The organism is Bradyrhizobium sp. CCGE-LA001 (genome assembly GCF_000296215.2).
Classification (GTDB): Bacteria; Pseudomonadota; Alphaproteobacteria; order Rhizobiales; family Xanthobacteraceae; genus Bradyrhizobium.
The window spans coordinates 4,649,844-4,671,508 of sequence record NZ_CP013949.1 but is presented as its reverse complement, the minus strand read 5'-3'; the positions used below and the strand labels follow the sequence as shown (position 1 = coordinate 4,671,508).

The 21,665-nt window shown below is 64.0% G+C and carries 19 protein-coding genes and 1 tRNA gene; 15 read left to right on the top strand and 5 right to left on the bottom strand.

The window, feature by feature from the left end; all coding sequences use genetic code 11:
• Nucleotides 1-3: 3 nt before the first annotated feature.
• Entirely contained in the window at nucleotides 4-495 is a 492-nt protein-coding gene (gene ruvX / locus BCCGELA001_RS21665; RefSeq protein WP_060736274.1) for a Holliday junction resolvase RuvX, read from the bottom strand.
• Between the two features lie 46 nt (nucleotides 496-541).
• Here ruvX and BCCGELA001_RS21660 point away from each other — a divergent pair, with 46 nt between their 5' ends.
• Together BCCGELA001_RS21660 and BCCGELA001_RS21655 are read left to right on the top strand one after the other, a co-directional pair.
• Complete coding sequence (locus BCCGELA001_RS21660) at nucleotides 542-754, top strand: hypothetical protein (protein WP_008548416.1); 213 nt, start codon at nucleotides 542-544, stop codon at nucleotides 752-754.
• Nucleotides 755-1,070: 316 nt separating this feature from the next.
• Nucleotides 1,071-3,284: a DNA/RNA non-specific endonuclease gene (locus tag BCCGELA001_RS21655; protein WP_144441406.1), complete on the top strand. Its 2,214-nt coding sequence runs from the start codon at nucleotides 1,071-1,073 to the stop codon at nucleotides 3,282-3,284.
• 63 nt (nucleotides 3,285-3,347) lie between these two features.
• On the opposite strand, the gene BCCGELA001_RS21650 is transcribed toward BCCGELA001_RS21655, so the two are convergent.
• Together BCCGELA001_RS21650 and BCCGELA001_RS21645 are read right to left on the bottom strand one after the other, a co-directional pair.
• Complete coding sequence (locus tag BCCGELA001_RS21650) at nucleotides 3,348-4,283, bottom strand: cyclase family protein (RefSeq protein ID WP_008548402.1); 936 nt, start codon at nucleotides 4,281-4,283, stop codon at nucleotides 3,348-3,350.
• 200 nt (nucleotides 4,284-4,483) lie between these two features.
• Nucleotides 4,484-5,374: a LysR family transcriptional regulator gene (locus tag BCCGELA001_RS21645; protein ID WP_008548400.1), complete on the bottom strand. Its 891-nt coding sequence runs from the start codon at nucleotides 5,372-5,374 to the stop codon at nucleotides 4,484-4,486.
• A 97-nt stretch (nucleotides 5,375-5,471) separates the two neighbouring features.
• Between BCCGELA001_RS21645 and BCCGELA001_RS21640 the strand changes: the two genes are divergently transcribed.
• From BCCGELA001_RS21640 to BCCGELA001_RS21605, 8 genes are all read left to right on the top strand, one after another.
• Nucleotides 5,472-6,452: an NAD(P)H-dependent flavin oxidoreductase gene (locus tag BCCGELA001_RS21640; protein WP_008548398.1), complete on the top strand. Its 981-nt coding sequence runs from the start codon at nucleotides 5,472-5,474 to the stop codon at nucleotides 6,450-6,452.
• Between the two features lie 17 nt (nucleotides 6,453-6,469).
• Nucleotides 6,470-7,546: an NAD(P)H-dependent flavin oxidoreductase gene (locus BCCGELA001_RS21635; protein ID WP_008548397.1), complete on the top strand. Its 1,077-nt coding sequence runs from the start codon at nucleotides 6,470-6,472 to the stop codon at nucleotides 7,544-7,546.
• Between the two features lie 77 nt (nucleotides 7,547-7,623).
• On the top strand, nucleotides 7,624-7,911 hold the full coding sequence (gene gatC, locus BCCGELA001_RS21630) for an Asp-tRNA(Asn)/Glu-tRNA(Gln) amidotransferase subunit GatC (RefSeq protein WP_008548395.1): 288 nt from the start codon (nucleotides 7,624-7,626) through the stop codon (nucleotides 7,909-7,911).
• A gap of 24 nt (nucleotides 7,912-7,935) precedes the next feature.
• The gene (locus BCCGELA001_RS21625) at nucleotides 7,936-8,148 is read left to right on the top strand and encodes a hypothetical protein (protein ID WP_008548392.1); all 213 of its coding nucleotides are present in this window, start codon (nucleotides 7,936-7,938) and stop codon (nucleotides 8,146-8,148) included.
• Nucleotides 8,145-9,620: an Asp-tRNA(Asn)/Glu-tRNA(Gln) amidotransferase subunit GatA gene (gene gatA / locus BCCGELA001_RS21620; RefSeq protein ID WP_060736272.1), complete on the top strand. Its 1,476-nt coding sequence runs from the start codon at nucleotides 8,145-8,147 to the stop codon at nucleotides 9,618-9,620. The genes BCCGELA001_RS21625 and gatA overlap by 4 nt, the downstream gene beginning before the upstream one ends.
• On the top strand, nucleotides 9,611-9,913 hold the full coding sequence (locus BCCGELA001_RS21615; RefSeq protein WP_144441405.1) for a hypothetical protein: 303 nt from the start codon (nucleotides 9,611-9,613) through the stop codon (nucleotides 9,911-9,913). The genes gatA and BCCGELA001_RS21615 overlap by 10 nt, the downstream gene beginning before the upstream one ends.
• Nucleotides 9,910-11,388, top strand: a complete 1,479-nt coding sequence (gatB, locus tag BCCGELA001_RS21610) for an Asp-tRNA(Asn)/Glu-tRNA(Gln) amidotransferase subunit GatB (RefSeq protein ID WP_060736271.1) — start codon at nucleotides 9,910-9,912, stop codon at nucleotides 11,386-11,388. The genes BCCGELA001_RS21615 and gatB overlap by 4 nt, the downstream gene beginning before the upstream one ends.
• Nucleotides 11,389-12,874: 1,486 nt before the next feature.
• Nucleotides 12,875-13,141 (top strand): hypothetical protein, encoded by a 267-nt coding sequence (locus BCCGELA001_RS21605; RefSeq protein ID WP_008548364.1) that lies wholly within the window; start codon nucleotides 12,875-12,877, stop codon nucleotides 13,139-13,141.
• Nucleotides 13,142-13,587: 446 nt separating this feature from the next.
• Here BCCGELA001_RS21605 and BCCGELA001_RS21595 read toward each other — a convergent pair.
• Nucleotides 13,588-13,680: transfer RNA gene (locus BCCGELA001_RS21595), tRNA-Ser, on the bottom strand.
• Nucleotides 13,681-14,479: 799 nt separating this feature from the next.
• On the opposite strand from BCCGELA001_RS21595, the gene BCCGELA001_RS21590 reads away from it, so the two are divergent.
• Nucleotides 14,480-16,054: a porin gene (locus BCCGELA001_RS21590; protein WP_060736269.1), complete on the top strand. Its 1,575-nt coding sequence runs from the start codon at nucleotides 14,480-14,482 to the stop codon at nucleotides 16,052-16,054.
• A gap of 476 nt (nucleotides 16,055-16,530) precedes the next feature.
• Here BCCGELA001_RS21590 and BCCGELA001_RS21585 read toward each other — a convergent pair whose 3' ends face one another.
• A complete protein-coding gene (locus tag BCCGELA001_RS21585) occupies nucleotides 16,531-18,909 on the bottom strand; it encodes a lytic transglycosylase domain-containing protein (protein ID WP_060736268.1) in 2,379 nt (792 codons plus the stop codon).
• A 281-nt stretch (nucleotides 18,910-19,190) separates the two neighbouring features.
• Between BCCGELA001_RS21585 and dapA the strand changes: the two genes are divergently transcribed.
• The 4 genes from dapA to BCCGELA001_RS21565 are packed head-to-tail and all read left to right on the top strand — an operon-like array spanning nucleotide 19,191 to nucleotide 21,665.
• On the top strand, nucleotides 19,191-20,081 hold the full coding sequence (dapA, locus tag BCCGELA001_RS21580; RefSeq protein ID WP_008548334.1) for a 4-hydroxy-tetrahydrodipicolinate synthase: 891 nt from the start codon (nucleotides 19,191-19,193) through the stop codon (nucleotides 20,079-20,081).
• Nucleotides 20,082-20,135: 54 nt separating this feature from the next.
• Nucleotides 20,136-20,549, top strand: coding sequence for a large conductance mechanosensitive channel protein MscL (gene mscL / locus BCCGELA001_RS21575; protein WP_008548332.1), 414 nt, complete (start codon nucleotides 20,136-20,138; stop codon nucleotides 20,547-20,549).
• A gap of 59 nt (nucleotides 20,550-20,608) precedes the next feature.
• Entirely contained in the window at nucleotides 20,609-21,082 is a 474-nt protein-coding gene (gene smpB, locus BCCGELA001_RS21570) for an SsrA-binding protein SmpB (protein WP_008548329.1), read from the top strand.
• 4 nt (nucleotides 21,083-21,086) lie between these two features.
• A complete protein-coding gene (locus BCCGELA001_RS21565; protein WP_008548328.1) occupies nucleotides 21,087-21,665 on the top strand; it encodes a peroxiredoxin in 579 nt (192 codons plus the stop codon).

Here is a 21,665-nt window from a genome sequence, read left to right as displayed (position 1 = left end):
GGATCAGTCGATCCCCGGATTGGTGCGAAGATTGGCGAGGCGGTCGAGCGCGCCTTGCAGGATGAAGATCGCGGCGTGTTCGTCGATCACCTCAGCGCGCTTGGCACGGCTGACGTCCATACCGATCAGCTCGCGCTCGACCGCTGCGGTCGAGAGGCGCTCGTCCCACAGGCCGATCGGCAGTGCGGTCAGGCCGGCAAGATTGCGGGCGAAGGCGCGCGTGGATTGCGCGCGCGGGCCCTCGCTGCCGTCCATGTTGATGGGAAGGCCCAGCACGAAACCGGCCGCCTTGCGCTCGGCCGCGATCGCGAGGAGGCGAGCGGCATCCTGCTTGAACGCCTTGCGCTGGATCGTCTCGACGCCGGTAGCGAGCTTGCGATCGGGATCGGATACAGCGACGCCGATGGTCTTTGTGCCGAGGTCGAGCCCGATCAGCGCGCCGCGCGCGGGCCAGTGGGTTGCAGCATCGACGAGAGGCAGGATAAGAGCCGGCATGGTCTTAGCGCATATCACGCGTCGCGCTGTGGAGTGAACCCTGGACATGGATGCACTGACACTATTCGGCCTGTTTGCCGTGACGGCGATGCTGGTCTGCTATGCGCTGGAAGACCGCAGCCACTGGTTCGTCCTGCTGTTCGCGGCGTCCTGCGCGCTCGGCTCCGCCTATGGCTTCCTGCAAGGCGCCTGGCCGTTCGGTCTGGTCGAGGCGATCTGGGCTCTGGTGGCGCTGCGGCGGTGGCAACGGAAAGCGTAGCGGAAGCGCGTCTTCGGACTTGTCTCTCAGAAGTGCTTTCGAAATCGTGATGCGCACATGCGAGAACAACGATCATTTTGTTGCGCAGTTCACACAAGCAAAGCGCGTCCCATGACATGATGTCGCGCGAGCAGCGACCAGCATCGATTGACGCTTTGGTTGTGGCGCGATAGGTTTATCTGGCTAAAGTAGTGGGGCATCGACCCCGGTTCTTGAACAATCATTGGCAGTGGACGGTGGTTCGACCGCACTGCAGCCTTGGCGCAGTTTTCAGCCTCCGCACGTCGATATTCATCCGAATTTTCGTGAGGTCATCATGTTCATCAAGCCAAGCCTGATCGCGGGCTCAGAACGGCGATTCAAGCAAGCCGAGTTTTCACCGGAGGCCCTGAACAAAAAGCTGGGTGACGGCCCGATCGAGATGTCGGTCGAGAAGAAGCGCTTGCGTCAGCGCCAGCTGTTCGCCGAGACGGGGGACGTGCAGAAGGCCGAGACCGGCCTCGAGCGGATCATCCAGGGCAACGATCTCGACAGCATCAACTATCTCGCCAAGGGCACGGCTGCCGCGCGCTCGATCTGCCGCATCCAGCTCAGGGATGGCAGGTCGAATCTGCTCGGCTACGGCTCGGGCTTTCTGATCGGGCCGGGCCTGCTGCTGACGAACCATCATGTGTTCGGCAAGCCGTCCGATGCAGCCAATTCGGTGGCCGATTTCAACTACGAGCTGGACATTTCGGGCCAGGAGCGTGCGCCGGTCAGGTTCGGATTCGAGCCGGGCAGGTTCTTCTACACCAATGACAGGCTGGATTTCTCGATCGTTGCGGTGGCACCGACCTCGCTGTCGGGCGACGAGCACCTGGAGGATTGGGGCTGGTTGCCGCTCTTTGGCGCACCCGGCAAGGCGGACCCGGGCGAGTACCTCACCATCGTCCAGCATCCCAGCGGGCAGATGAAGCAGGTCTGCGTCCGCGAGAACAAGCTGCTCAAATATGTCGGCGACTTCGTCTGGTACAACACCGATACCACGGCAGGTTCGTCAGGCTCGCCGGCCTTCAACCGCTTCTGGCAGGTGGTCGCGCTGCACCACAGCGGCGTGCCGAGGAAGGACGCAAGGGGCCGCACCCTGACCAAGGACGGCAGGGTGTGGGATGCCTCGATGGACGAGACCTTGATCGACTGGATCGCCAATGAGGGCATCCGGATCAGCGCGATCGTCGCCGATCTCAAGATTGCGGTCGGCTCGCATCCCCTGATCAAGCCGGTGCTCGACGAGGAGGAACCGCCGGCCCGGCACGAGATCGAGAAGATGCCGCAGCCAGCCGCCCCGGTCTCCTTCGGAGCCAATCTCTGGTTCGAGCAATCCGTCGATGGGACCTCGCTGGTGGTCCCCGTCCGCGTACCATTGCCGATGCTCCGGAAGGAAATTCCCATGCCGCCGATGCCGCCCATGCCGGGCCGCGGGGGCAACGGCGGCCTGCCGAACGGCGGCTTGCCAAATGGCGGCAAGCCCTTGATCGTTCCGCCGGTCGGCCTGCTGCCTCACATCAGTGCCAAGAACGGCCTGCCCATGGAGGCCGTGCATATCGATCAGAGCACGTTGAAATCGCGGCCGGGCTACAAGGCGAATTTCCTAGGCACCGGCAGATTCTCCGTCCCGCTGCCGAAGATACCGGCCGCCCTCAAATCTCGAGTCGCGATGCTGAAGGGGAGCTCCAGGCAGTCCGAGCTGAAATATTTCAACTATAGCGTCGTCATGAACAAGGAGCGCGGGCTCGCCTTCTTCAGCTGCGTCAATATCGACGGCGGCCAGCAGCAGGACGTCGGCAAGCGCGAAGGCGATTCCTGGCTGCGCGATCCACGCATAGACGAGGACGCCCAGATCGGCGACGAGTTCTACCGCAAGCAGGCTACCTTCGAAGCAGACCGCAGCAAGAACCCGTTCGATCGCGGTCATCTCGTCCGCCGCCTCGATGCGACCTGGGGTGACACCGTCGCCGCGGCCAAGGAGCACGGCGACGATTCCTTCCATTTCACCAACTGCTCGCCGCAATTCTTCTCGTTCAACCAGGGCAAGCAGCTCTGGGCCGGACTGGAGGATTACACGCGCGATATCCTGCTCAAGGGCGAGGAGAAGGGCATCGTCATGAACGGCCCGGTCTTCGATGGGCCGGATGCCGACGGATCCGATTTGCCCAATCCGGCCGGCAGGCCGCGCAAGGATCCGAGCTTCGGCGGCGTTCACATTCCGAAGTATTTCTGGAAGATCCTGGTTCGGCGCGACGACGACGTTCTCAAGGCGATGGCGTTCCTGATGAGTCAGCGCAAGCAGGTCATGGAGATCGACCGTGTCCAGGAGGCGGATCTACTCGAGCGCATGTCCGAAGAGGACGTCAGCGTCTTCCAGGTCTCGGTCGCGGACCTGGCGAAATTGACCAAGCTCGACTTCGGCAATCTCGCAGATGCGGACTCGCTCGAGGCGACCTCGATCGGCCCGCGCCGGATCGAGTCCTACGAGGACATTCGTACCTGAAGTTCGGGCCGGGTGAGGGTAGCGGTGTGCTCACCCGGCCTTCTTCCAGGGCCGCTTCGGGCGTCAGCGGATCGCGATCGGGTTGATCATCGCCTGCACGCCGCCGGTCCAGCGCGGCTGTCCCAGCACGAACAGGAATTCGTAGCCCTTGTCACGAGCGAGCGCGGCCGTGTCCATGTTCTCGAGGATGTAGGTCCCGTTCATCGCGAGCAGGATTTGATGCACCTCGAACAGGTTCTTGGATTCGAACGGCACCACCTCGACCCCCCAGGTGTCGGCGCCGACCGCGACGACGCCCTTGCCGGTCAGGTACTTCGCGCCTTCGACGCCAAGTCCCGGCTCGCCGGCCGAATAGCGCTTGTCGTCCTTGCCGACCAGGCCGAGCCAGCCGGTGTGGAAGATGACGACGTCGCCCTGGCGGATCTCGACGTTCTGCGCCTTGGCGGCTTCCTCGATCTCTTTGACGTTAAAGGCGGTGCCTTCCTTGACTACGTCGGTTTTGAAATAGGCGGCCATATCGAGCAGCACCCCACGGGTGACCATCGGCGGCACCTTCTCGATGCCGAGCTTCTTCAGCCCGGTGGGATCGGCGAAATCGGCCAGCTTGTTGCCGTTGTAATAGACGTGCTCGATGCCGAGATGGCCGAGCCCGTCGAGCTGACTGCCGACGCCCACCCAGGTGTTGAGGATGTCATCGTTATAAGTTGCCTTGTTCGGACCAAGGCCGCTGCTGCCCGCCTGTCCCGGCTGCACAATGGTGATCTTGTAGTCGCGCGGCGGATAGGCCGGAGTCTTGGAATCGACGGCCATGCCGAGCGCGTAGGTCTTGCCGGTCTTTACAAGTGATGCCGCCTTCACCACGAGCTCGGGCGTCATGTAATTGGCGGCGCCGACCTCGTCGGTCGGTCCCCATTTCGATTTGGTCCAGTCCTGGGCATTCGCTGTGGCTGTCATCGCCGACAATGCAGCGACGCAGCACAACACGAGCGTATTGCGCATCGATAGTCCTCCCGATGTTTTGGCTTCGTTATGGTTCGCGCCGGCCAGTGGCTCATCCTAACGTAGAAGGAGCGCGGGCTTCAAAGCTTTTCGATGTGCCGCGCTGCGGCGGCTGGATGCACGTTCGCTGAGCACAGTGTCGAGCGATTCAAAATCGACAGTTTTGTGTCGATGAATTTCGTCGCGCGGAACGCCCGGCCTCAGGCTGCGATGACGTGCTCGTCCTGTTTCAGGCATGCGGCAAAACCGCCGAGGGCGCTGGTTCGATGTCCGGCGCGGCGCTGGATGAAGAGCGTTTCGACGCGCGCATGCGAGGGGCTCAACGTGTGGATCGACACGTTGCCGCTCATCGCGCTGCCTTCGACGACCGCGCGCGGCAGCAGCGTCACGCCCATGTCAGCGGCGACGCAGCCGATCATGCCGTCGAGCGTGCCGAGCTCGAAGCGCGCCGCCGACGGCCAGCCGAATTCGACGAACACCTGCTCGAGGCGCTGGCGATAGGTGCAGCCGGTGCGAAACACCAGCGCGGTCGGACCGGACTCCGGCGTGCCGGCGCGCAGCTCTGCCAGCGAAGCACAGCGCCGCGCGCTGACCAGTACCAGCTCCTCGCGGAAGGCGCTGGTCGCGGTGAGGTCGTCATGCGTGATCGGTCCCGCGACGAAGGCACCGTCGAGCGTGCCGTCGAGCACGGCGGCGACGAGGTCGGCCGTCGGTGCGGTGCGCAGGGACAGTCGCACGGCCGGACAGCGGCGATGGAAATCCGCCAGCAGCGGCGGCAGCCGCACCGCCGCCGTCGTTTCCATCGATCCGATCGCGAGCGGACCTTTCGGCTCGCCATCGTCGCGTGCGGCGAGCAGGGCTTCGCGCGACAGCGCCGCCATCTTTTGCGCGTAGGGGAGGAGGCGCTTGCCGGCACCGGTCAGCGTCATGCCGCGCGCGTGCCGCTCGAACAGCGCCGTGCCGATCTCCGCCTCCAGCGCCTTGACGCGCTGGGTGACGTTCGACTGCACCGTGTTGAGCTCCTCCGCAGCGCGGGTGATGCCGCCGGCGCGGGCAACAGTGGCGAAGGTCTGGAGATCGCTGAGTTCCATCGGCCGTTTCTCTTTTGAGATGGCAGCATTCACAAGAATTCATTTTTCGCGAATGTTAGTCGCGCTTACGCTCGCTGTCCAGATCGGGAGAGGGACCATGTCCATTGTGACGTCGCTGACGGAGTTGCTGGAGATCAGGCATCCGATTTTGCTGGCGCCGATGGATGTCATCGCCGGCAGCCGTCTGGTGATGGCCGTGAGTGGCGCAGGCGGATTCGGCATTCTGGGCGGCGGCTATGGCGAGAGGGCGTGGCTGGAGCAGGAGACCGCGAAACTCGCGGGATTGTCGGCACCGTTCGGGATCGGTTTCATCACCTGGAGCCTCGCCAAGCGGCCCGAGCTTCTCGACATCGCGCTCGCCGTAAGACCATCCGCGATCATGTTGTCGTTCGGCGATCCCGCGCCGTTCGCGCCGAAGATCAAGTCAGCCGGTGCGCGCCTGATCTGCCAGGTGCAGGACGAAGCGATGGCGCGGCAGGCGCTCGACGCCGGCGCCGACATCCTGATCGCGCAGGGAACGGAGGCAGGTGGGCACGGTGCCTCGCGTAGCACCGTCGATCTCGTGCCTGCGATCGTTGATCTCGTCGCAGGACGCGCGCCTGTCGTTGCGGCCGGCGGCATCGCCGACGGTCGCGGGCTTGCCGCCATGATGATGCTGGGTGCGAGCGGCGTGCTGCTGGGCACGCGCTTCTATGCGAGCCGGGAGGCCGATGGCGCGGAGGAAGCCAAGCGGCGCATATGCGCGGCAAGCAGCGGCTCGACCGTGCGCGGGATCATCTTCGATCTCTCCCGCAACAATGTCTGGCCGGCGCCGTTTACCGGGCGATGCCTGATCAATGACCATGCGAGGCGCTGGATCGGGCGCGAGGTCGAGCTGATGCAGAATGTCGCCGCGGTCGCGGCGGAGTATGCCGCGGCAAAGGCCGCCGGCAATTTCGACGTCGCGGCCGTGATCGCGGGCGAGGCGGTCGGACTGATCCATGATATTCCCCCCGCGGCCGAGATCGTCGAGCGGATCGCGGTTGAGGCGGAGCAGCTCCTTGTCGGACGGCGCAACTCGATCGCGTCGGTCGCCTGAACTGAGAGGACAAAACCATGTGGCCTGACCGTCGACTGATCGACCTCTTCAAGACCGAATTCCCGATCGTGCTGGCGCCGATGGCCGGCGTGATGGATGCGGAGCTCGTGGTTGCGGTCGCGCAAGGCGGCGGACTCGGCTCGCTGCCGAGTGCGATGCTCTCGCCGGAGAAGGCGCGCGAGCAGGTCGGTCTGATCCGCCAGCGCGTGAAGGCGCCGGTCAACATGAACTTCTTCTGCCACACACCGGTCGACCTGACGGCCGAGGCTGAGGCGCGCTGGAAGCAGCGGCTGATGGACTATTACACCGAGCATGGTCTCGATCCGGCGGCGCAGATCGCCGCGGCCAACCGCGCCCCGTTCGATGCCGCCTTCTGCGAAGTCGTCGAGGAGTTGAAGCCCGAAGTCGTCAGCTTCCATTTCGGCCTGCCGGAGCAGGCGCTGCTCAAGCGGGTGAAGGCGGCCGGCTGCCGCGTCATCTCCTCAGCGACGACAGTGAAGGAAGCAGTCTGGCTCGAGCAGCACGGCGTCGACGCCGTCATTGCGCAGGGCGCGGAGGCTGGCGGCCATCGCGGCATGTTCCTGACGGACAAGATCGCCGAGCAGCCCGGCACCTTCGCCCTGGTGCCGCAGGTCGTCGATGCCGTGAAGGTGCCGGTGATCGCGGCCGGCGGCATTGCCGACGGGCGCGGCATTGCTGCGGCCTTTGCGCTCGGGGCATGCGGCGTGCAGATCGGCAGCGCTTACTTGCGCTGTCCGGAATCCAAGGTCAGCGCGGGCGGCCGCAAGGCGCTCGCCGAGGCTCGGGACGATTCCACCGTCATCACCAATGTCATGACCGGCCGTCCTGCGCGTGGCGTGCAGAACCGCCTGATGCGCGAGGCGGGCCCGGTGTCGCCGGATGCGCCGCCGTTTCCCCATGCCGCGACCGCGCTTGGGCCGCTGAAGGCGGCGGCCGAAAAGCAGGGCAGGGTGGATTTCACCAATCTCTGGGCAGGCCAGGCCGTGGCGCTGGGCCGCGAGATCCCGGCGGCTGAACTGACCCGAGATCTCGCCAAATCGGCTCTGACCCGCCTGAAAGCGCTGGCGGGATAGGTAGGAAGCGCCGGTTGCGGCGCAAAACCGGCCTCTGCTATACGGCACATAGGTTTTGCCGTGAGAGGCCTTATATAATGTCCGTCGACGCCGCTACCGTCCGCCGCATCGCGCATCTGGCGCGCATTGCGGTTTCCGAGGACGAGGTTCCGCATCTGCAGGGCGAGCTCAACGCCATGCTCGCCTTCGTCGAGCAGCTCTCGGAGGTCAATGTCGAGGGCGTGGAGCCGATGACCTCGGTCACCCCGATGCAGATGAAGAAGCGGCAAGACGTGGTCAATGACGGCGAGATCGCCGACGATATCGTTGCCAACGCGCCCGCGACCGAAGGCCATTTCTTCCTGGTGCCGAAGGTCGTCGAGTAAGTCTTCAATTCAGGACGCTGCCCGATGTGTCTGCTTTGCGACGATGAAAAGGCCTATCAGGCCTACATGAACTATCTCGACAAGATGGAGCGGCAGGGCAAGGCTGCCGATCCCAATGTCGCCGTCAATGCCGTGCTCGACGAGCTCGAGGCCGCCGCGAATGCGGCCGCCAAAAAAGACGACCCGGCCAATGACAAGACCCTGTCTCCGTTCTTCTGCAGCCCGATCAATAAATGACCGATTTGACATCGCTGACGCTCGCCGAGGCCCGCAAGGGTCTCGCCGACAAGACTTTCACGTCACTCGAGCTGACCGACGCGCATCTTTCCGCGATCGAGGCCGCGCGCGTGCTCAATGCCTTCGTGATGGAGACGCCGGACCAGGCGCGCGCCATGGCCAAGGCCGTGGACGAGAAGATCGCCAAGGGTGAGGGCGGGCCGCTCGCCGGCATCCCGCTCGGCATCAAGGATCTGTTCGCGACCAAGGGCGTGCGCACCACGGCCTGCTCGAAGATCCTCGACAATTTCGTGCCGACCTATGAGTCCACCGTCACCTCGCAGCTCTGGCGCGACGGCGCGGTGATGCTCGGCAAGCTCAACAATGACGAGTTCGCGATGGGCTCGGCAAACGAGACCTCGTGCTTCGGCCCTGTCGGCAATCCCTGGCGGCGCGAGGGAAGCAACACGACACTGGTGCCGGGCGGCTCGTCCGGCGGCTCGGCCTCGGCGGTGGCGGCGCTGCTCTGCATGGGCGCGACCGCAACCGATACCGGCGGCTCGATCCGCCAGCCGGCTGCGTTCACCGCAACCGTCGGCATCAAGCCGACCTATGGCCGCTGCTCGCGCTGGGGCATCGTCGCGTTTGCCTCCTCGCTCGATCAGGCCGGTCCGATCGCACGCAGCGTGCGCGATGCCGCAATGCTGCTGCGCTCGATGGCCGGCCACGATCCGAAGGACACGACCTCCGTCGACATCCCCGTGCCTGACTACGAGGCCGCGATCGGCAAGTCCGTAAAGGGTATGAAGATCGGCATCCCCAAGGAGTATCGTCTCGACGGCATGCCGGGCGAGATCGAGAAGCTGTGGAGCGAGGGCGCAGCGTGGCTGAAGGCGGCCGGCGCCGAGCTCGTCGAGGTGTCGCTGCCGCATACCAAATACGCGCTGCCGGCTTATTATATCGTGGCCCCTGCCGAGGCCTCGTCCAACCTCGCGCGCTATGACGGCGTGCGCTACGGCCTGCGCGAGTCCGGTAAGAACATCATCGAGCAGTACGAGAACACCCGCGCCGAAGGTTTTGGCGCGGAGGTGCGCCGCCGTGTCATGATCGGCACCTATGTGCTCTCGGCGGGCTATTATGATGCGTATTACTTGCGGGCCCAGAAGGTGCGCACTCTGATCAAGAAGGATTTTGAGGATTGTTTCGCGAGGGGCGTCGACGCGATCCTCACGCCGGCAACACCGTCGGCGGCCTTCGGCATCGGAGAGAAGGGCGGTGCAGACCCCGTCGAGATGTATCTCAACGACATCTTCACGGTGACGGTGAACATGGCGGGCCTGCCGGGCATTGCCGTGCCCGCGGGTAAGGACGCGCAGGGCCTGCCGCTCGGCTTGCAACTGATCGGCCGTCCCTTCGACGAGGAAACGCTGTTCTCGCTCGGCGACGTCATCGAGCAGGCCGCCGGCCGCTTCACGCCCGCGAGGTGGTGGTGAATGTCGCTGATTTCATCGCGAGCCTCGACGGCGCGGCGCCTGCGCCGGAACTGAACGCGCCGCTCGCCGGCCTCTGGTGGGCGGCGAAGGGCGACTGGGACCGCGCACACAAGATCGTCCAGGACGAGAGCAGCCGTGAGGCGGCCTGGGTGCATGCCTATCTGCACCGCGTCGAAGGCGATCTCGGCAATGCCGGCTACTGGTACCGCCAGGCCGGTCAGCCCGCGGCAAAGGATTCATTGGAAGCAGAGTGGGAGCGGATCGCTGCCACGCTGCTCGGGAGCAAGACATGAGCACGGCCACGCACAAGCTTCTCAAGGGCGCCACCGGTGACTGGGAGATGGTGATCGGCATGGAGATCCATGCCCAGGTGACGTCTAACTCGAAGCTTTTCTCGGGCGCCTCGACCGCGTTCGGAGGCGAGCCGAACAGCCATGTGTCGCTGGTGGACGCCGCGATGCCCGGCATGCTGCCCGTCATCAACGAGGAATGCGTCAGGCAGGCTGTCCGGACCGGGCTCGGGCTCAACGCGAAGATCAATCTGCGTTCGGTGTTCGACCGCAAGAATTATTTCTATCCGGACCTGCCGCAGGGCTACCAGATCAGCCAGTACAAGTCTCCGATCGTCGGCGAGGGCGAGGTGCTGGTCGAGCTCGACGGCGGCCGCAGCGTCAGCATCGGCATCGAGCGGCTCCATCTGGAGCAGGACGCCGGCAAGTTGCTGCACGACCGGTCGCCGACCATGTCGAATGTCGATCTCAATCGCTCCGGCGTGGCGCTGATGGAGATCGTCTCCAAGCCCGACATCCGCGACGCCGAGCAGGCTAAGGCCTATGTGACCAAGCTGCGCTCGATCCTGCGCTATCTCGGCACCTGCGACGGCGACATGGAGAAGGGAAGCCTGCGCGCCGACGTCAACGTCTCGGTGCGGAAGCCCGGCGGGCCGCTCGGCACGCGCTGCGAGATCAAGAACATGAACTCGATCAACTTCATCGGCCAGGCGATCGAGTACGAGGCGCGGCGTCAGATCGAGATCATCGAGGACGGTGGAGCGATCGACCAGGAGACGCGGCTCTACGACCCCAACAAGGGCGAGACACGCTCGATGCGCTCGAAGGAAGAGGCGCACGACTATCGTTACTTCCCCGATCCCGACCTGCTGCCGCTGGAGTTCAGCCAGGGCTTCGTCGACGAGCTGAAGGCTGAGCTGCCGGAGCTGCCGGACCAGAAGAAGACGCGCTTCGTCGCCGATTTCGGCCTGTCGGCCTATGACGCGAGCGTGCTGGTCGCCGAGCGCGAGAGCGCGGTGTTCTACGAGACCGTGCTCGACAGGCTCGGCAACCGCGCGCGTGACGGCAAGATGGCCGCGAACTGGGTGATCAACGAGCTGTTCGGCCGTCTCAACAAGGAAGGCCGGGATATTACGGCCTCTCCGGTGAGCGCGGAGCAGCTCGCTGCGATCATCGACCTGATCGGCGAGGGCACGATCTCGGGCAAGATCGCCAAGGATCTGTTCGAGATCGTCTGGCAGGAGGGCGGCGATCCCCGCGCGCTGGTGGAAAGCCGCGGCATGAAGCAGGTCACGGATCTTTCGGCGATCGAAAAGGTTGTCGACGACATCATCGCGGCCAATCCTGACAAGGCTGCGCAGGTGAAGGACAAGCCGCAGTCGCTCGGCTGGTTCGTCGGCCAGGTGATGAAGGCGTCCGGCGGCAAGGCCAACCCGCAGAGCGTCAACGAGCTGCTCAAGTCCAAGCTCGGCGTCTAGCAGCCTCACACGTTCGAGCGAGGTGATGGACGCGCGCATCGTCACCTCGCGTCCGGCATCCGGTGCGACGCTCGCGCGCATCCTCGAACGGCAAACTTCATCCTGACGACGGCGATGCGGCGAGCGAATCGCCGTCACGCGATTCGCGCAAAACGGCGGCTTGCGCACGCTCCGACCAGCGTTCGCGCCGTTAAGCATGAAAATATTTTCGTTGCCAAAAATCGCGACTCAGAGTCCGCGAAACGCCTTTGCGAGGCGATCGCGCGATCTGCGATGCACGTGTGCACGTCGATCATGCGCGATGCGCGCGTACAGAAAAATACTTGCTGCATAGTGTTTTTCCGCAATCGCATTGCTCGCAAACAGCGACGATGTGCTCACCCTCCGTCGTCGCGAGCACATGTCATGCAGTGCGCTTGCATCGCGCCGGCCAAGCGCACGTGCGTTGCGTCGTCAACACTTCTTTAAGCGAGACGCTGTTTTTTTCTTCGTGTTGGTGTATTCGGGATGAAGTGCATTCGATCCCCGAGTGCACGCAGCGATTAAAGCCATCTCACACATCGGAGGGCAACATGGCCAAGAAAGCGAAGAAGGCGAAGAAGGCGAAGAAGGCGAAGAGCGCAGTGAAGAAGACTGCGAAGAAGACCCGCAAGGTCGCGAAGAAGAAGTAACTTCGCTTCTGAAGTTGCCGGCTCCATGAGCCGGCACGTCATCAGCGCCTTCTAATGGTTCTGGTCGACGATAGAGGGTGTCGGCGAGACATCAGGTCAACGGTCGGATCGCTCTTTCGCGGTCCGGCAGAAGAAACAGGTTTTCTTCGTTCGGTGTGGTTCTCCGCAAGGGGCTCCGCAATTTCACAAGCGGCCTTCGGGCCAACGTGGAATCTGGTCCTGACGTGTTCGCCGACGCCCTCGTTCTCCTGAGGCCGGGGTATTGCCGGCATTCCTTTTCCAGACATTGTTGATCTGACCGCGACGCCGTCGCGCTGACGTCTTGCCGTGTCCTTGTACAGGCGAGGGCTGCGGCTGATTGCACCGTCGCACGCCACGTCTGATTCCCGGCGTCATCGCCCGGCTCCGACCGCCGATCCAGTCCGTCGCGGCCTGTCGGTGGGATGACTGCCGTCAGTCGGGATATCGGGGCGCCCCGTCTGCGCATGTGGCGACGACGAGCGGCATGCGGCACGTCACGGCGCATCCAACCGCGCGCGATGGTTATCGATGTCCTGAAATCCTGCGGTAAACAGAATCTCACGAATCGCAGAAGTGCCTGCAAATCACGGGATTCTGCGCGTCGGCGCCGCGCGCCCGCGTTTACGTCTGCTTCATCCCGATACTTAAACTGCCATTCAAATTTGCCCGCCATCATCGCCTCCAACAAGCCGGCAAACGGCATGGGCAAGAAGACTCGGGGATGAGTTGAACAACGATTTGGACGGGAGCCGCGCTCGGGGGAACGAGGCGGCATAAGAAAAAGGGGATGCGACATGTTTCAGGGTACTTTCGATCTGGAGACGGCGACGCCGATCGACGCAAGCGCGCTCTCGGACGTGCTGTTCGAGCGCGGGATCTACTGGGCGAGCGGCCGCGCCGGCCTCGTCGATCTGATCGCCGCACATAAATGGTTCAACCTCGCCGCGCTGAAGGGCCGCAAGGACGCCGTCGCGCTGCGCCAGGAAGTCGCCGGGCAGATGTCGGAGGCCGAGATCTCGGCCGCGCAGCGCGAGGCGAGGGCGTGGGTATCGGCCCAGTGAGCTCAAGGATCGCATCCGGCTCCGTGTTCTCACGGGGCGATCCGATTGCGGAGAATCAAGTTCCTGCCTCATGCCGGTCTCTACACCGGTGTCGCATGAGCGACTCTCACACGAACGGCCCAGGCATGGGTCAATGGCTGCCGATTCAGATCGCGCCCGACGATTGCGATCTGGAACTCGGACGTCTGCACAAGACGGGTGTTGTGCCCTGGATGTTCCCATGCCGGCGTAAATCCGGCGTCTGGTTCAACGTCTGGGCCGGCGAAGCGGTGTTGATCTCACCCTCGCATTGGCGGATCTGGCGGTCGGGCCGTTAGAAGCTGCGACATATAATAAGGTGAGCGCGAATCGGCCGGGCTCGTGGCGCCGATCCTTGGCAGGGCTTTCCCCGGCACGCGATCGCATTCAGGCGAGCGGCACAGACCTGGATTGATTCGGGGGTTGGGTGGCGGAGAGGGAGGGATTCGAACCCTCGATACAGCTTGAGACCGTATGACGCTTTAGCAAAGCGTTGCCTTCAGCCACTCGGCCACCTCTCCGGTGCGAGCCTTATGCATCTAATTGCTTGGGCCGGTCAATTTGGAAGCGCGTGTTTTTGCTCGAATATTCCCAGTGATTTTCGAGATGAAGCGGTTTGCCTCGAAGGCGGGAACATTCGACAGGCCGGGCAATGACGGTTTCACCGATGAAGGTATCGACCCTCTCATAACAAGCTGGATTTATTGACGAATTTCTTGGCGATCGAGAGCGGCCTGATTCGCGGATCCGAATCCGCCTGTGCCGGCTGAGCTCCCGGTGCCGATCCGGCAATGCCACAATCCATATAATGAGTGTTCGCGCCGTGCCCAAAACTGATCACGCCCGGGGCCAAATAGAGAGTCGCGGAAGGTGCTTCTCCTTCCCCTTGAGTCTCCTTTGATTCCCGCGATTCGAGCTGCTTCTGAGCTCGTCAGGGGCGGGTGACACCGCAGGTGCCACATATGCGGAACTTTGGTGGCGAGCGGAACCGCTCTGAAAAGATGAGGAAAAACAATGTGTTGTGAGGACGGCGAGATCACATCTGCGTGTTGTTTGTGCAACACCCGTCGGAAAACACGCTCCATCGGCCCGTTTCGAAGCGTTCTGTTGTTGTGTGTGCAAGGGCGTTCGGTAATTGTGACTGAGCGACGGAGGGGGGCATCCCAAGGTCGTCCCGTTTAGGTCATTCGCTTAAGTCCCTCGCGTTCATGCGGGTGTGTCCGAAGACGCGAAGGAGCCGAAAGCGGTGATTTAGAGGGGGTTGGGGAATTGGCCGTCCGGGTCAGTGACCTTCCCTGAAGAGCAACTTGGAGGTTTAACATGAAGTTGGTTAAGAGCCTTTTGCTCGGCTCAGCGGCGGGTCTGATCGCCGTGGGCGGAGCGCAGGCAGCCGATCTGCCCGTGAAGGCCAAGGCGGTCGAATACGTGAAGATCTGCTCCCTGTACGGTGCGGGTTTCTACTACATCCCGGGCACCGATACCTGCATCAAGCTGGGTGGTTATCTGCGCGCTGAAGTCGCGCTGAACACCAACTCGGTCTTCAGCGGCCAGCTCACCGGCAACAACGGTGCGCGCAACCGCCTGACGAACTACTACACGATGCGTGCTCGTGAAGATCTCAACATCGACACCCGCACTGCGACCGAGTACGGCGTCGTCCGTACCTTCTTCGACGGCGTGTTCTCCTGGACGACCGGCAACTATTCAGGGTTGGGCAGCGCGACCGGCGCGACGGTCTACAGCGGTGCTCTCGGCCTCAATACCTCGGGTGCGACCCCGGCTCTCGTTGGCTCGTCGGTCAACGGCACCGATGGCAACACCTCGGCCGGTTCGCTCGGCGTGTACTACGCCTTCATCCAGTTCGCCGGCTTCACCATGGGTAAGGCCGTGTCGCAGTTCGACGCGCCCTGGACCAACTATCCCGGCAACAACTTCGACAGCCTCGTCGGCGGCAGCGGCACGGTCACTGGTGTCAACCAGTTCACCTACACCGCTGACTTCGGTCAGGGCATCACGGCGTCGTTCTCGGCGGAAGACGCGACGGCCTACTACCAGGCCGGCAACCTGAACATGACCGGCGCGACTGCGGCTGGCATGATCGGCGGTTCGTATGGCTCCAACGCCATCGGCGGTTCGCGTTCGCCGAACCTCGTTGGTATGGTTCGTGTCGACCAGGCTTGGGGTCTCTTCCAGGCGTCGGTCGCCGCGCATGACAACCATGTCGCTTACTACGGCGCGACCGAGCCGACTGGCCATCCCGACGACAAGTGGGGTTGGGCGGTTCAGCTCGCTCTGTCGATCAAGAACATCCCGACCGGTGCGGGTGACGTGATCAACATTTCGGGCGTCTACACCGACGGTGCGACCCGCTACAACTTCCAGAACCTGTCGGGCGGCAGCTACTCGATGTTCGGCAGCTCGAGCAACGGTTCCTACCAGAGCGTCGGCTTCGCCACCGCTCCGGACACCGTGTTCATCACGGGCAGCCAGCAGGAAACCGTCAAGACCTGGGGCTTCCGTGGCGCTTACACCCACAACTGGGATCCCTACTGGAACACCGCGCTGTACGGTGCCTACGCTCAGGCGCAGTTCGGCACGCTCGCCAAGACCACTCTGTGCGGCGCCGGCGGCGCAGGCGGCGTGTTCGGCGGCCTGGCCGGCGTCACGGGTTGTAACCCTGACTTCGCGATCGGCCAGATCGGTATCATTACCCGCTGGACCCCGGTCAAGAACCTGACGTTCTCGGCCGACCTGAACTGGACCCACCTGGACCAGAAGTATTCCGGCAACGTGGCTTACGCTGGTTCCGGCACGACGGCCAAGCCGGCTGCCGTGTACGAGCTGAAGGATCAGGACACCATCACGCTGCTCCTCCGCGCTCAGCGCAACTGGTAAGTTCGGTCTAACGACCTGACAGAGAGCCCCGGCGGGAAACCGCCGGGGCTTTTCTTTTGGCCGCATTCTTGATCGCCGCCAATGCTCAGCTCTCGCTTCGTGCCGCCGCGCGCAACTCGGCCTGCCGTTCTCTCGATCGGATTTCGTGACGATCCGGTGGCCCGATATCGGAGGGGATCTTGGCGCCTGCAGCCATCCGCGACGCGTGGCCTCTGCGACCTGCGGACGGCCGACGCCCAGCAGAACACCCGGCTGATCCGATTCTGTAGCAGCAGGCGGCTCGCACCTGGGAACGGGCGGACCCTCGCGAGCTTATCGACGTGCGTCGCGAGCTCGGTGGCCCTCGCTCGCGATATGCTGTCGCAAAGAAGGCTTGAGCTTCGTGCGCGACAGCTTCGTACGTCGTTCGAGAGACTCAGGGCCGGACGGCATCGCTCCCGGCCGATGCTCCGACAGCAGATCGGAGGAGAATGGCGCTATTCCACGCTGCCGGCGCCGCGGCGCAGATCGGCCTCGATCTGGAGGCGCGTGCCGCCGCCGAAGCGGGCGCGGTAGACCTGAAGGTTCTCCATGATCCGCTGCACGTAGTTGCGCGTCTCGGAGAACGGGATCAGCTCGACCCAGTCGACCGCATCGACCTTGGGATCGCGCGGATCGCCATAGCGCTCGACCCACTTCTTCACGCTGCCGCGGCCGGCGTTGTACGCGGCAAAGGTCATGATGTAGGAGCCGCGATAGTCCTCGAGCAGTCCGCCGAGCTCGGCCGAGCCGAGCGTGGCGTTGTAGACCGAATCGTTCTTCAGCCGGCTTAGATCGTAGGTCGCCCCATGCCGCTTGCAGACATAGCGCGCGGCATCCGGGGTCACCTGCATCAGCCCATAGGCCTGCGCCGGCGAGACCACCGACGGATTGAACGCGCTCTCCTGCCGCGCGATGGCGTAGATGATGCTGCGCTCGACCTCGGGGCCGATCGGTGTGAACTGCGGAATGCCGTTGACGGGGTAGGCGTAGAAGTCGAACGGCAGGCCACGGTTGAGCGCAGCCTTGCCGAGCAGCAGCATGCCGCGCGCGTCGGTGTAGCGCTGGGTCAGCTCGCCGAGGCCGGCAAGCGCTTCGGGATCGCCGTTCTCGCCCATGTCGGCGAGCAGCGGTATCGCCATCTCGCGCTCGTCCAGTTCGTAGAGCAGTTGCGCGGCGCGCACGATCTCCAGCCGTTCGGCGCCGCGGCCACGCGGCTGGCTGTTGAGTTCGATCTGGGGCAGGCCGAGCTTGGCGCGCGCAAGCTGGCCATAGTAGCTGGTCGACTGCTCGGCAGCTCGCGCATAGGCGTTGCGGGCCTCCTGTTGGCGACCCATCGCTTCCGCGGCGCGGCCCTGCCAGTAGCCGGCACGCGCCAGCGCGGTCGGATTGACGCTGCCGACCCCGATGCGCGCAAAATGCTGCGCGGCGGTCGCGGGATCGTTGAGGAAGCGGAGCGCGATCCAGCCTGCGGTGAACTCCTGCTCGGTCTTGTAGATGTCGCGCGAGGGCAGCGCGGCGTCGCGTGCGATCAGATAGGCGCTGCGAAATTCCTCGGTGTCGATCATCTTGCGTGCCAGCAGGCGGCGCTCGATCCACCATTCGTCGAGATTGTGAAGCCGGCCCGGGTCCTTCGGCGCCGCCAGCATGAGCTGGGCAGCCTCAGTGAACTTCTCCTCGCGGCGCAGCAGCTGGATCTTGCTGAACATGAAGCCGGGATCGTTGTGCAGCTCGCGCGGCACCGCATCGAGCAGCGCCCGTGCATTCGGCGCCTTCTTGACCGCGGCGATGCGGGCCTTGGCCAGCGCGACATAGCCGGCGCCGAGGCGCTTTGCGGCGCGCAGCGCGGCCTCGTTCTCGCTGCCGTAGAGCAGGGCATCCATCCGCGCCTTCTGATCGCCCGGCGTCAGCAGGGCACCGAACTGATCGAGTGCGTTGTTCTCGGTGTCCTCCGACATCGGATCGCTGCGCCAAGCGTCGCGCACCAACCGCTCGGCATTGGCGCGGTCGCCGCGTGCCAGCAACGCCCTGGCGAGCGTGAAGCGGCCCTTGGCGGAGATCGGAGACTCATTCTCGAACCACGACCACGCCACGGACTCGTCGCGCCGATCATCCCACATCGCAGCCTCGAGGCGCCGGCGCAGGAAGGTCTGCGACGGCCAGCTCGGGTTGGCGGAGATGAACGCGCGATAGCGCTCCACCGTCGCGCCGTTATCTTCGCTGCGCAGGATGATCCATTCCGCGAGCTTTCGCGCCACCGGATCGGAAATCGAAGCCGCGTAATTGGTGGCGTCGGCCGCCTTGCGCTTGCGCACGAGCTCGATGACGTTCTCCAGCGTGTCCTTGTCGGCTTGCGACGTCGACGATGTCGCTGCGACCGCGGCCGGGATGGCCGGCTTGCGCGGCGCTGCATGCTGTCGGGTCGCAGGAGCCAGTACCGGCGCTGCGACGGGTCTGGCCGGGGCCGGAGCGGCCGGTCTGATCGTCGCTGTCGAAGCCGGCGCGGGCGCGGTTTTGGGGGCCGAAGCGCTGGCGGCCGGGGGCTTGGGCGCGGGGGCCGCTGCTGCGGGCTTGGAGGCTGCCGCCGGCTTGGATGCCGCCGCTGGCTTCGCTGCCGGCTTGTCCTTGGCGGAGTCATTGGCAGGTTTCTTGGCGGCATCCTTGGCCGGGGCGCTGGTCGCACCCTTGCTGGCGCCCTTGGCGGAATCCTTGGACGTTCCCTTGTCTGTTCCTTTGGACTGATCCTTGGCCGCCGGCTTTGCGGACTTCTTGGCCTCGTCCGCGCTCGTTTCGTTGGGCTTGGCCAAGGCCTCGCAGCCGATCGACAGCCCTGCCATTAGGCTTACAATCAGACCTAGGGATCGCCATGCGGCGCGCGGAAGGGAGGTCACGGCGTTTCGTCGCCCCGAATCAGTCAAGTGGGTCCAAGATCGAGCTGTATTTGATTGAATATGCGGACAAAATACCAACAGCCGCTTACTTCGGGCCGATTTGCACCACCACCGCGGCAAAATCGCGGCCTAAACGGTGCGTCACACGGCAGCGGGTCTTTTACCGGCGGGATAGACCCGATATGAAGGGGGCTTGCTCGAGAGATCGCCGCGTACGGAGGAAGTCCATGGCAGCCAAGACGAAATTCCGGGGATCGTTCACCGCCTTGGTCACGCCGTTCAAAAATGGCGGGCTGGACGAGGCGGCGTTCCGCTCCCTGGTGAACTGGCAGATCTCGGAAGGCACCAACGGCCTGGTCCCGGTCGGCACCACCGGCGAAAGCCCGACGCTGAGCCATGACGAGCACAAGAAGGTCGTCGAATGGTGCATCGCTGAAGCCAAGGGCCGCGTCCCCGTTGTTGCCGGCGCCGGCTCCAATTCCACCAAGGAGGCGATCGAGCTCTCCCAGCACGCCGAGAAGGCGGGCGCGGATGCCGTGCTGGTCGTGACGCCCTACTACAACAAGCCGACGCAAGAAGGCATGTACCAGCACTTCAAGGCGATCAACGATGCGATCGGGATTCCGATCATCATCTACAACATTCCGCCGCGCTCGGTGATCGACATGTCGGTCGACACCATGAAGCGGCTGTGGGAGCTGAAGAACATCGCCGGCGTCAAGGACGCCACCGCCAGCATGGTGCGCGTATCGCAGCAGCGGGCGGCGATGGGCGAAGACTTCAACCAGCTTTCGGGCGAGGACGCGACTATCCTCGGCTACATGGCCCATGGCGGGCACGGCTGCATCTCGGTGAGCTCGAACGTCGCCCCGCGCCTGTGCTCCGAGTTCCACGCCGCCTGGCAGAAGGGCGACACCAAGGCGGCGCTCGCGATCCACGACAAGCTGATGCCGCTGCACAACAACCTCTTCATCGAAAGCAACCCGGCGCCCATCAAGTATGCGATGTCGCTGCTCGGCAAGCTTGACGAGACGCTGCGGCTGCCGATGGTCCCGGTCTCCGAGCCGACGCGGGTTGCCGTGCGCACCGCGATGGTTCACGCTGGCCTGATCAACTGACGCGTTGGCCTTTCGGGGGAGCCTTCCATGAGCGTCGAGGACAAGGGCGCGCGCATGCTCAAGGAGTTCCGCGAGTTCGCCATGAAGGGGAACGTCGTCGATCTCGCGGTCGGCGTCATCATCGGTGCGGCTTTCGGTGCCATCGTCACGTCGCTGGTCGGCGATGTCATCATGCCGATCATCGGCGCCGCGACCGGTGGCCTCGACTTCTCGAACTACTTCATCCCCTTGTCGAAGGCGGTCACCGCCACCAACTTAGCGGATGCCAAAAAGCAAGGCGCCGTGCTTGCTTACGGCAGCTTCCTGACGCTGACGATCAACTTCATCATCGTCGCCTTTGTGCTGTTCCTGGTGATCCGCGCCATGAACACGTTGAAGCGCAAGGAGGAGGCGGCTCCTGCCGTCCCCGCCAAACCGTCGGCCGAGGTCGAGCTGCTGACCGAGATCCGCGACCTCCTCAAGAAGTGACGCGCGCACTTCATCCGAACTCTTAGCTTTGCTGCGCATCTCGATCAGGTTTGCCTGTCATGGCCGATAAAAACGAACGTCCGATCAAGGTCATGGCGGAAAACCGCAAGGCCCGCTTCAACTACGCCATCGAGGACACGATCGAGGCGGGCATCGCGCTGACCGGCACCGAGGTCAAGTCGGTCCGCAACGGCAAAAGCACGATCGCGGAGTCCTATGCCGATTCCAAGAACGGCGAGATCTGGCTGATCAACGCCACCATCCCCGAATATCTCCAGGGCAACCGCTTCAACCACGAGCCCAAGCGGCCGCGTAAGCTGCTGCTGCACCGCCGGCAGATCAACAAGCTGATGGGCGCGGTCGACCGCGAGGGCATGACGCTGATCCCGCTCAAGCTGTACTTCAACGAGCGTGGTCGGGCCAAATTGCAGCTCGCGGTTGCAAAGGGCAAGAAGCTGCACGACAAGCGCGAGACCGAGAAGAAGCGCGACTGGAGCCGCGAGAAGGGCCGCTTGATGCGGGCGAGGGGGTAGCGGGATGACCCAGAGGAACCTGCTCGAGGTCGACTGGAGCAAGATTCCCGCGCCGGCCGATGACGGCGGTGCCGCGCATCTCGGGGGCATGACGTTGCCTCCGATTGGCCTGCGCGCGACCGACGATACGTCAGTCACGCTGTCGGCGCTGCGCGGCCGCACCGTCGTGTTCGCCTATCCCCGCACCGGCGAGCCGGGCAAGATCGCGTTGGTCGATGATTGGGACATGATCCCGGGTGCGCGCGGCTGCACGCCGCAGACCTGCGCGTTCCGCGATCTGTTTGCCGAGTTGAAGGCGGCGGGCGCCGTGCATGTGTTCGGTCTGTCGACCCAGAGCAACGACTACCAGATCGAGATGGCCTCGCGGCTGCATCTGCCGTTTCCGGTGCTCTCGGACGAGAAGCTGGCGCTGACGCATGCGCTTAAGCTGCCGACGATGGAGGTCGCAGGTCTGACGCTGATCAAGCGCCTCGCGCTGGTCATCGACGATGCCCGGATCACGCATGTGTTCTATCCGGTGTTTCCGCCCGACCGGAACGCCGGCGATGTGCTGGAATGGCTGAAGGCCAATCCAGCCAGGTAA

What these genes read in the sequence shown, in the direction of transcription:
- ruvX (WP_060736274.1), bottom strand. Translation starts at nt 495, where the DNA reads ATGCCGGCTCTTATCCTGCCTCTCGTCGATGCTGCAACCCACTGGCCC.
- BCCGELA001_RS21660 (WP_008548416.1), top strand. Translation starts at nt 542, where the DNA reads ATGGATGCACTGACACTATTCGGCCTGTTTGCCGTGACGGCGATGCTG.
- BCCGELA001_RS21655 (WP_144441406.1), top strand. Translation starts at nt 1,071, where the DNA reads ATGTTCATCAAGCCAAGCCTGATCGCGGGCTCAGAACGGCGATTCAAG.
- BCCGELA001_RS21650 (WP_008548402.1), bottom strand. Translation starts at nt 4,283, where the DNA reads ATGCGCAATACGCTCGTGTTGTGCTGCGTCGCTGCATTGTCGGCGATG.
- BCCGELA001_RS21645 (WP_008548400.1), bottom strand. Translation starts at nt 5,374, where the DNA reads ATGGAACTCAGCGATCTCCAGACCTTCGCCACTGTTGCCCGCGCCGGC.
- BCCGELA001_RS21640 (WP_008548398.1), top strand. Translation starts at nt 5,472, where the DNA reads ATGTCCATTGTGACGTCGCTGACGGAGTTGCTGGAGATCAGGCATCCG.
- BCCGELA001_RS21635 (WP_008548397.1), top strand. Translation starts at nt 6,470, where the DNA reads ATGTGGCCTGACCGTCGACTGATCGACCTCTTCAAGACCGAATTCCCG.
- gatC (WP_008548395.1), top strand. Translation starts at nt 7,624, where the DNA reads ATGTCCGTCGACGCCGCTACCGTCCGCCGCATCGCGCATCTGGCGCGC.
- BCCGELA001_RS21625 (WP_008548392.1), top strand. Translation starts at nt 7,936, where the DNA reads ATGTGTCTGCTTTGCGACGATGAAAAGGCCTATCAGGCCTACATGAAC.
- gatA (WP_060736272.1), top strand. Translation starts at nt 8,145, where the DNA reads ATGACCGATTTGACATCGCTGACGCTCGCCGAGGCCCGCAAGGGTCTC.
- gatB (WP_060736271.1), top strand. Translation starts at nt 9,910, where the DNA reads ATGAGCACGGCCACGCACAAGCTTCTCAAGGGCGCCACCGGTGACTGG.
- BCCGELA001_RS21605 (WP_008548364.1), top strand. Translation starts at nt 12,875, where the DNA reads ATGTTTCAGGGTACTTTCGATCTGGAGACGGCGACGCCGATCGACGCA.
- BCCGELA001_RS21590 (WP_060736269.1), top strand. Translation starts at nt 14,480, where the DNA reads ATGAAGTTGGTTAAGAGCCTTTTGCTCGGCTCAGCGGCGGGTCTGATC.
- BCCGELA001_RS21585 (WP_060736268.1), bottom strand. Translation starts at nt 18,909, where the DNA reads ATGGCAGGGCTGTCGATCGGCTGCGAGGCCTTGGCCAAGCCCAACGAA.
- dapA (WP_008548334.1), top strand. Translation starts at nt 19,191, where the DNA reads ATGGCAGCCAAGACGAAATTCCGGGGATCGTTCACCGCCTTGGTCACG.
- mscL (WP_008548332.1), top strand. Translation starts at nt 20,136, where the DNA reads ATGCTCAAGGAGTTCCGCGAGTTCGCCATGAAGGGGAACGTCGTCGAT.
- smpB (WP_008548329.1), top strand. Translation starts at nt 20,609, where the DNA reads ATGGCCGATAAAAACGAACGTCCGATCAAGGTCATGGCGGAAAACCGC.
- BCCGELA001_RS21565 (WP_008548328.1), top strand. Translation starts at nt 21,087, where the DNA reads ATGACCCAGAGGAACCTGCTCGAGGTCGACTGGAGCAAGATTCCCGCG.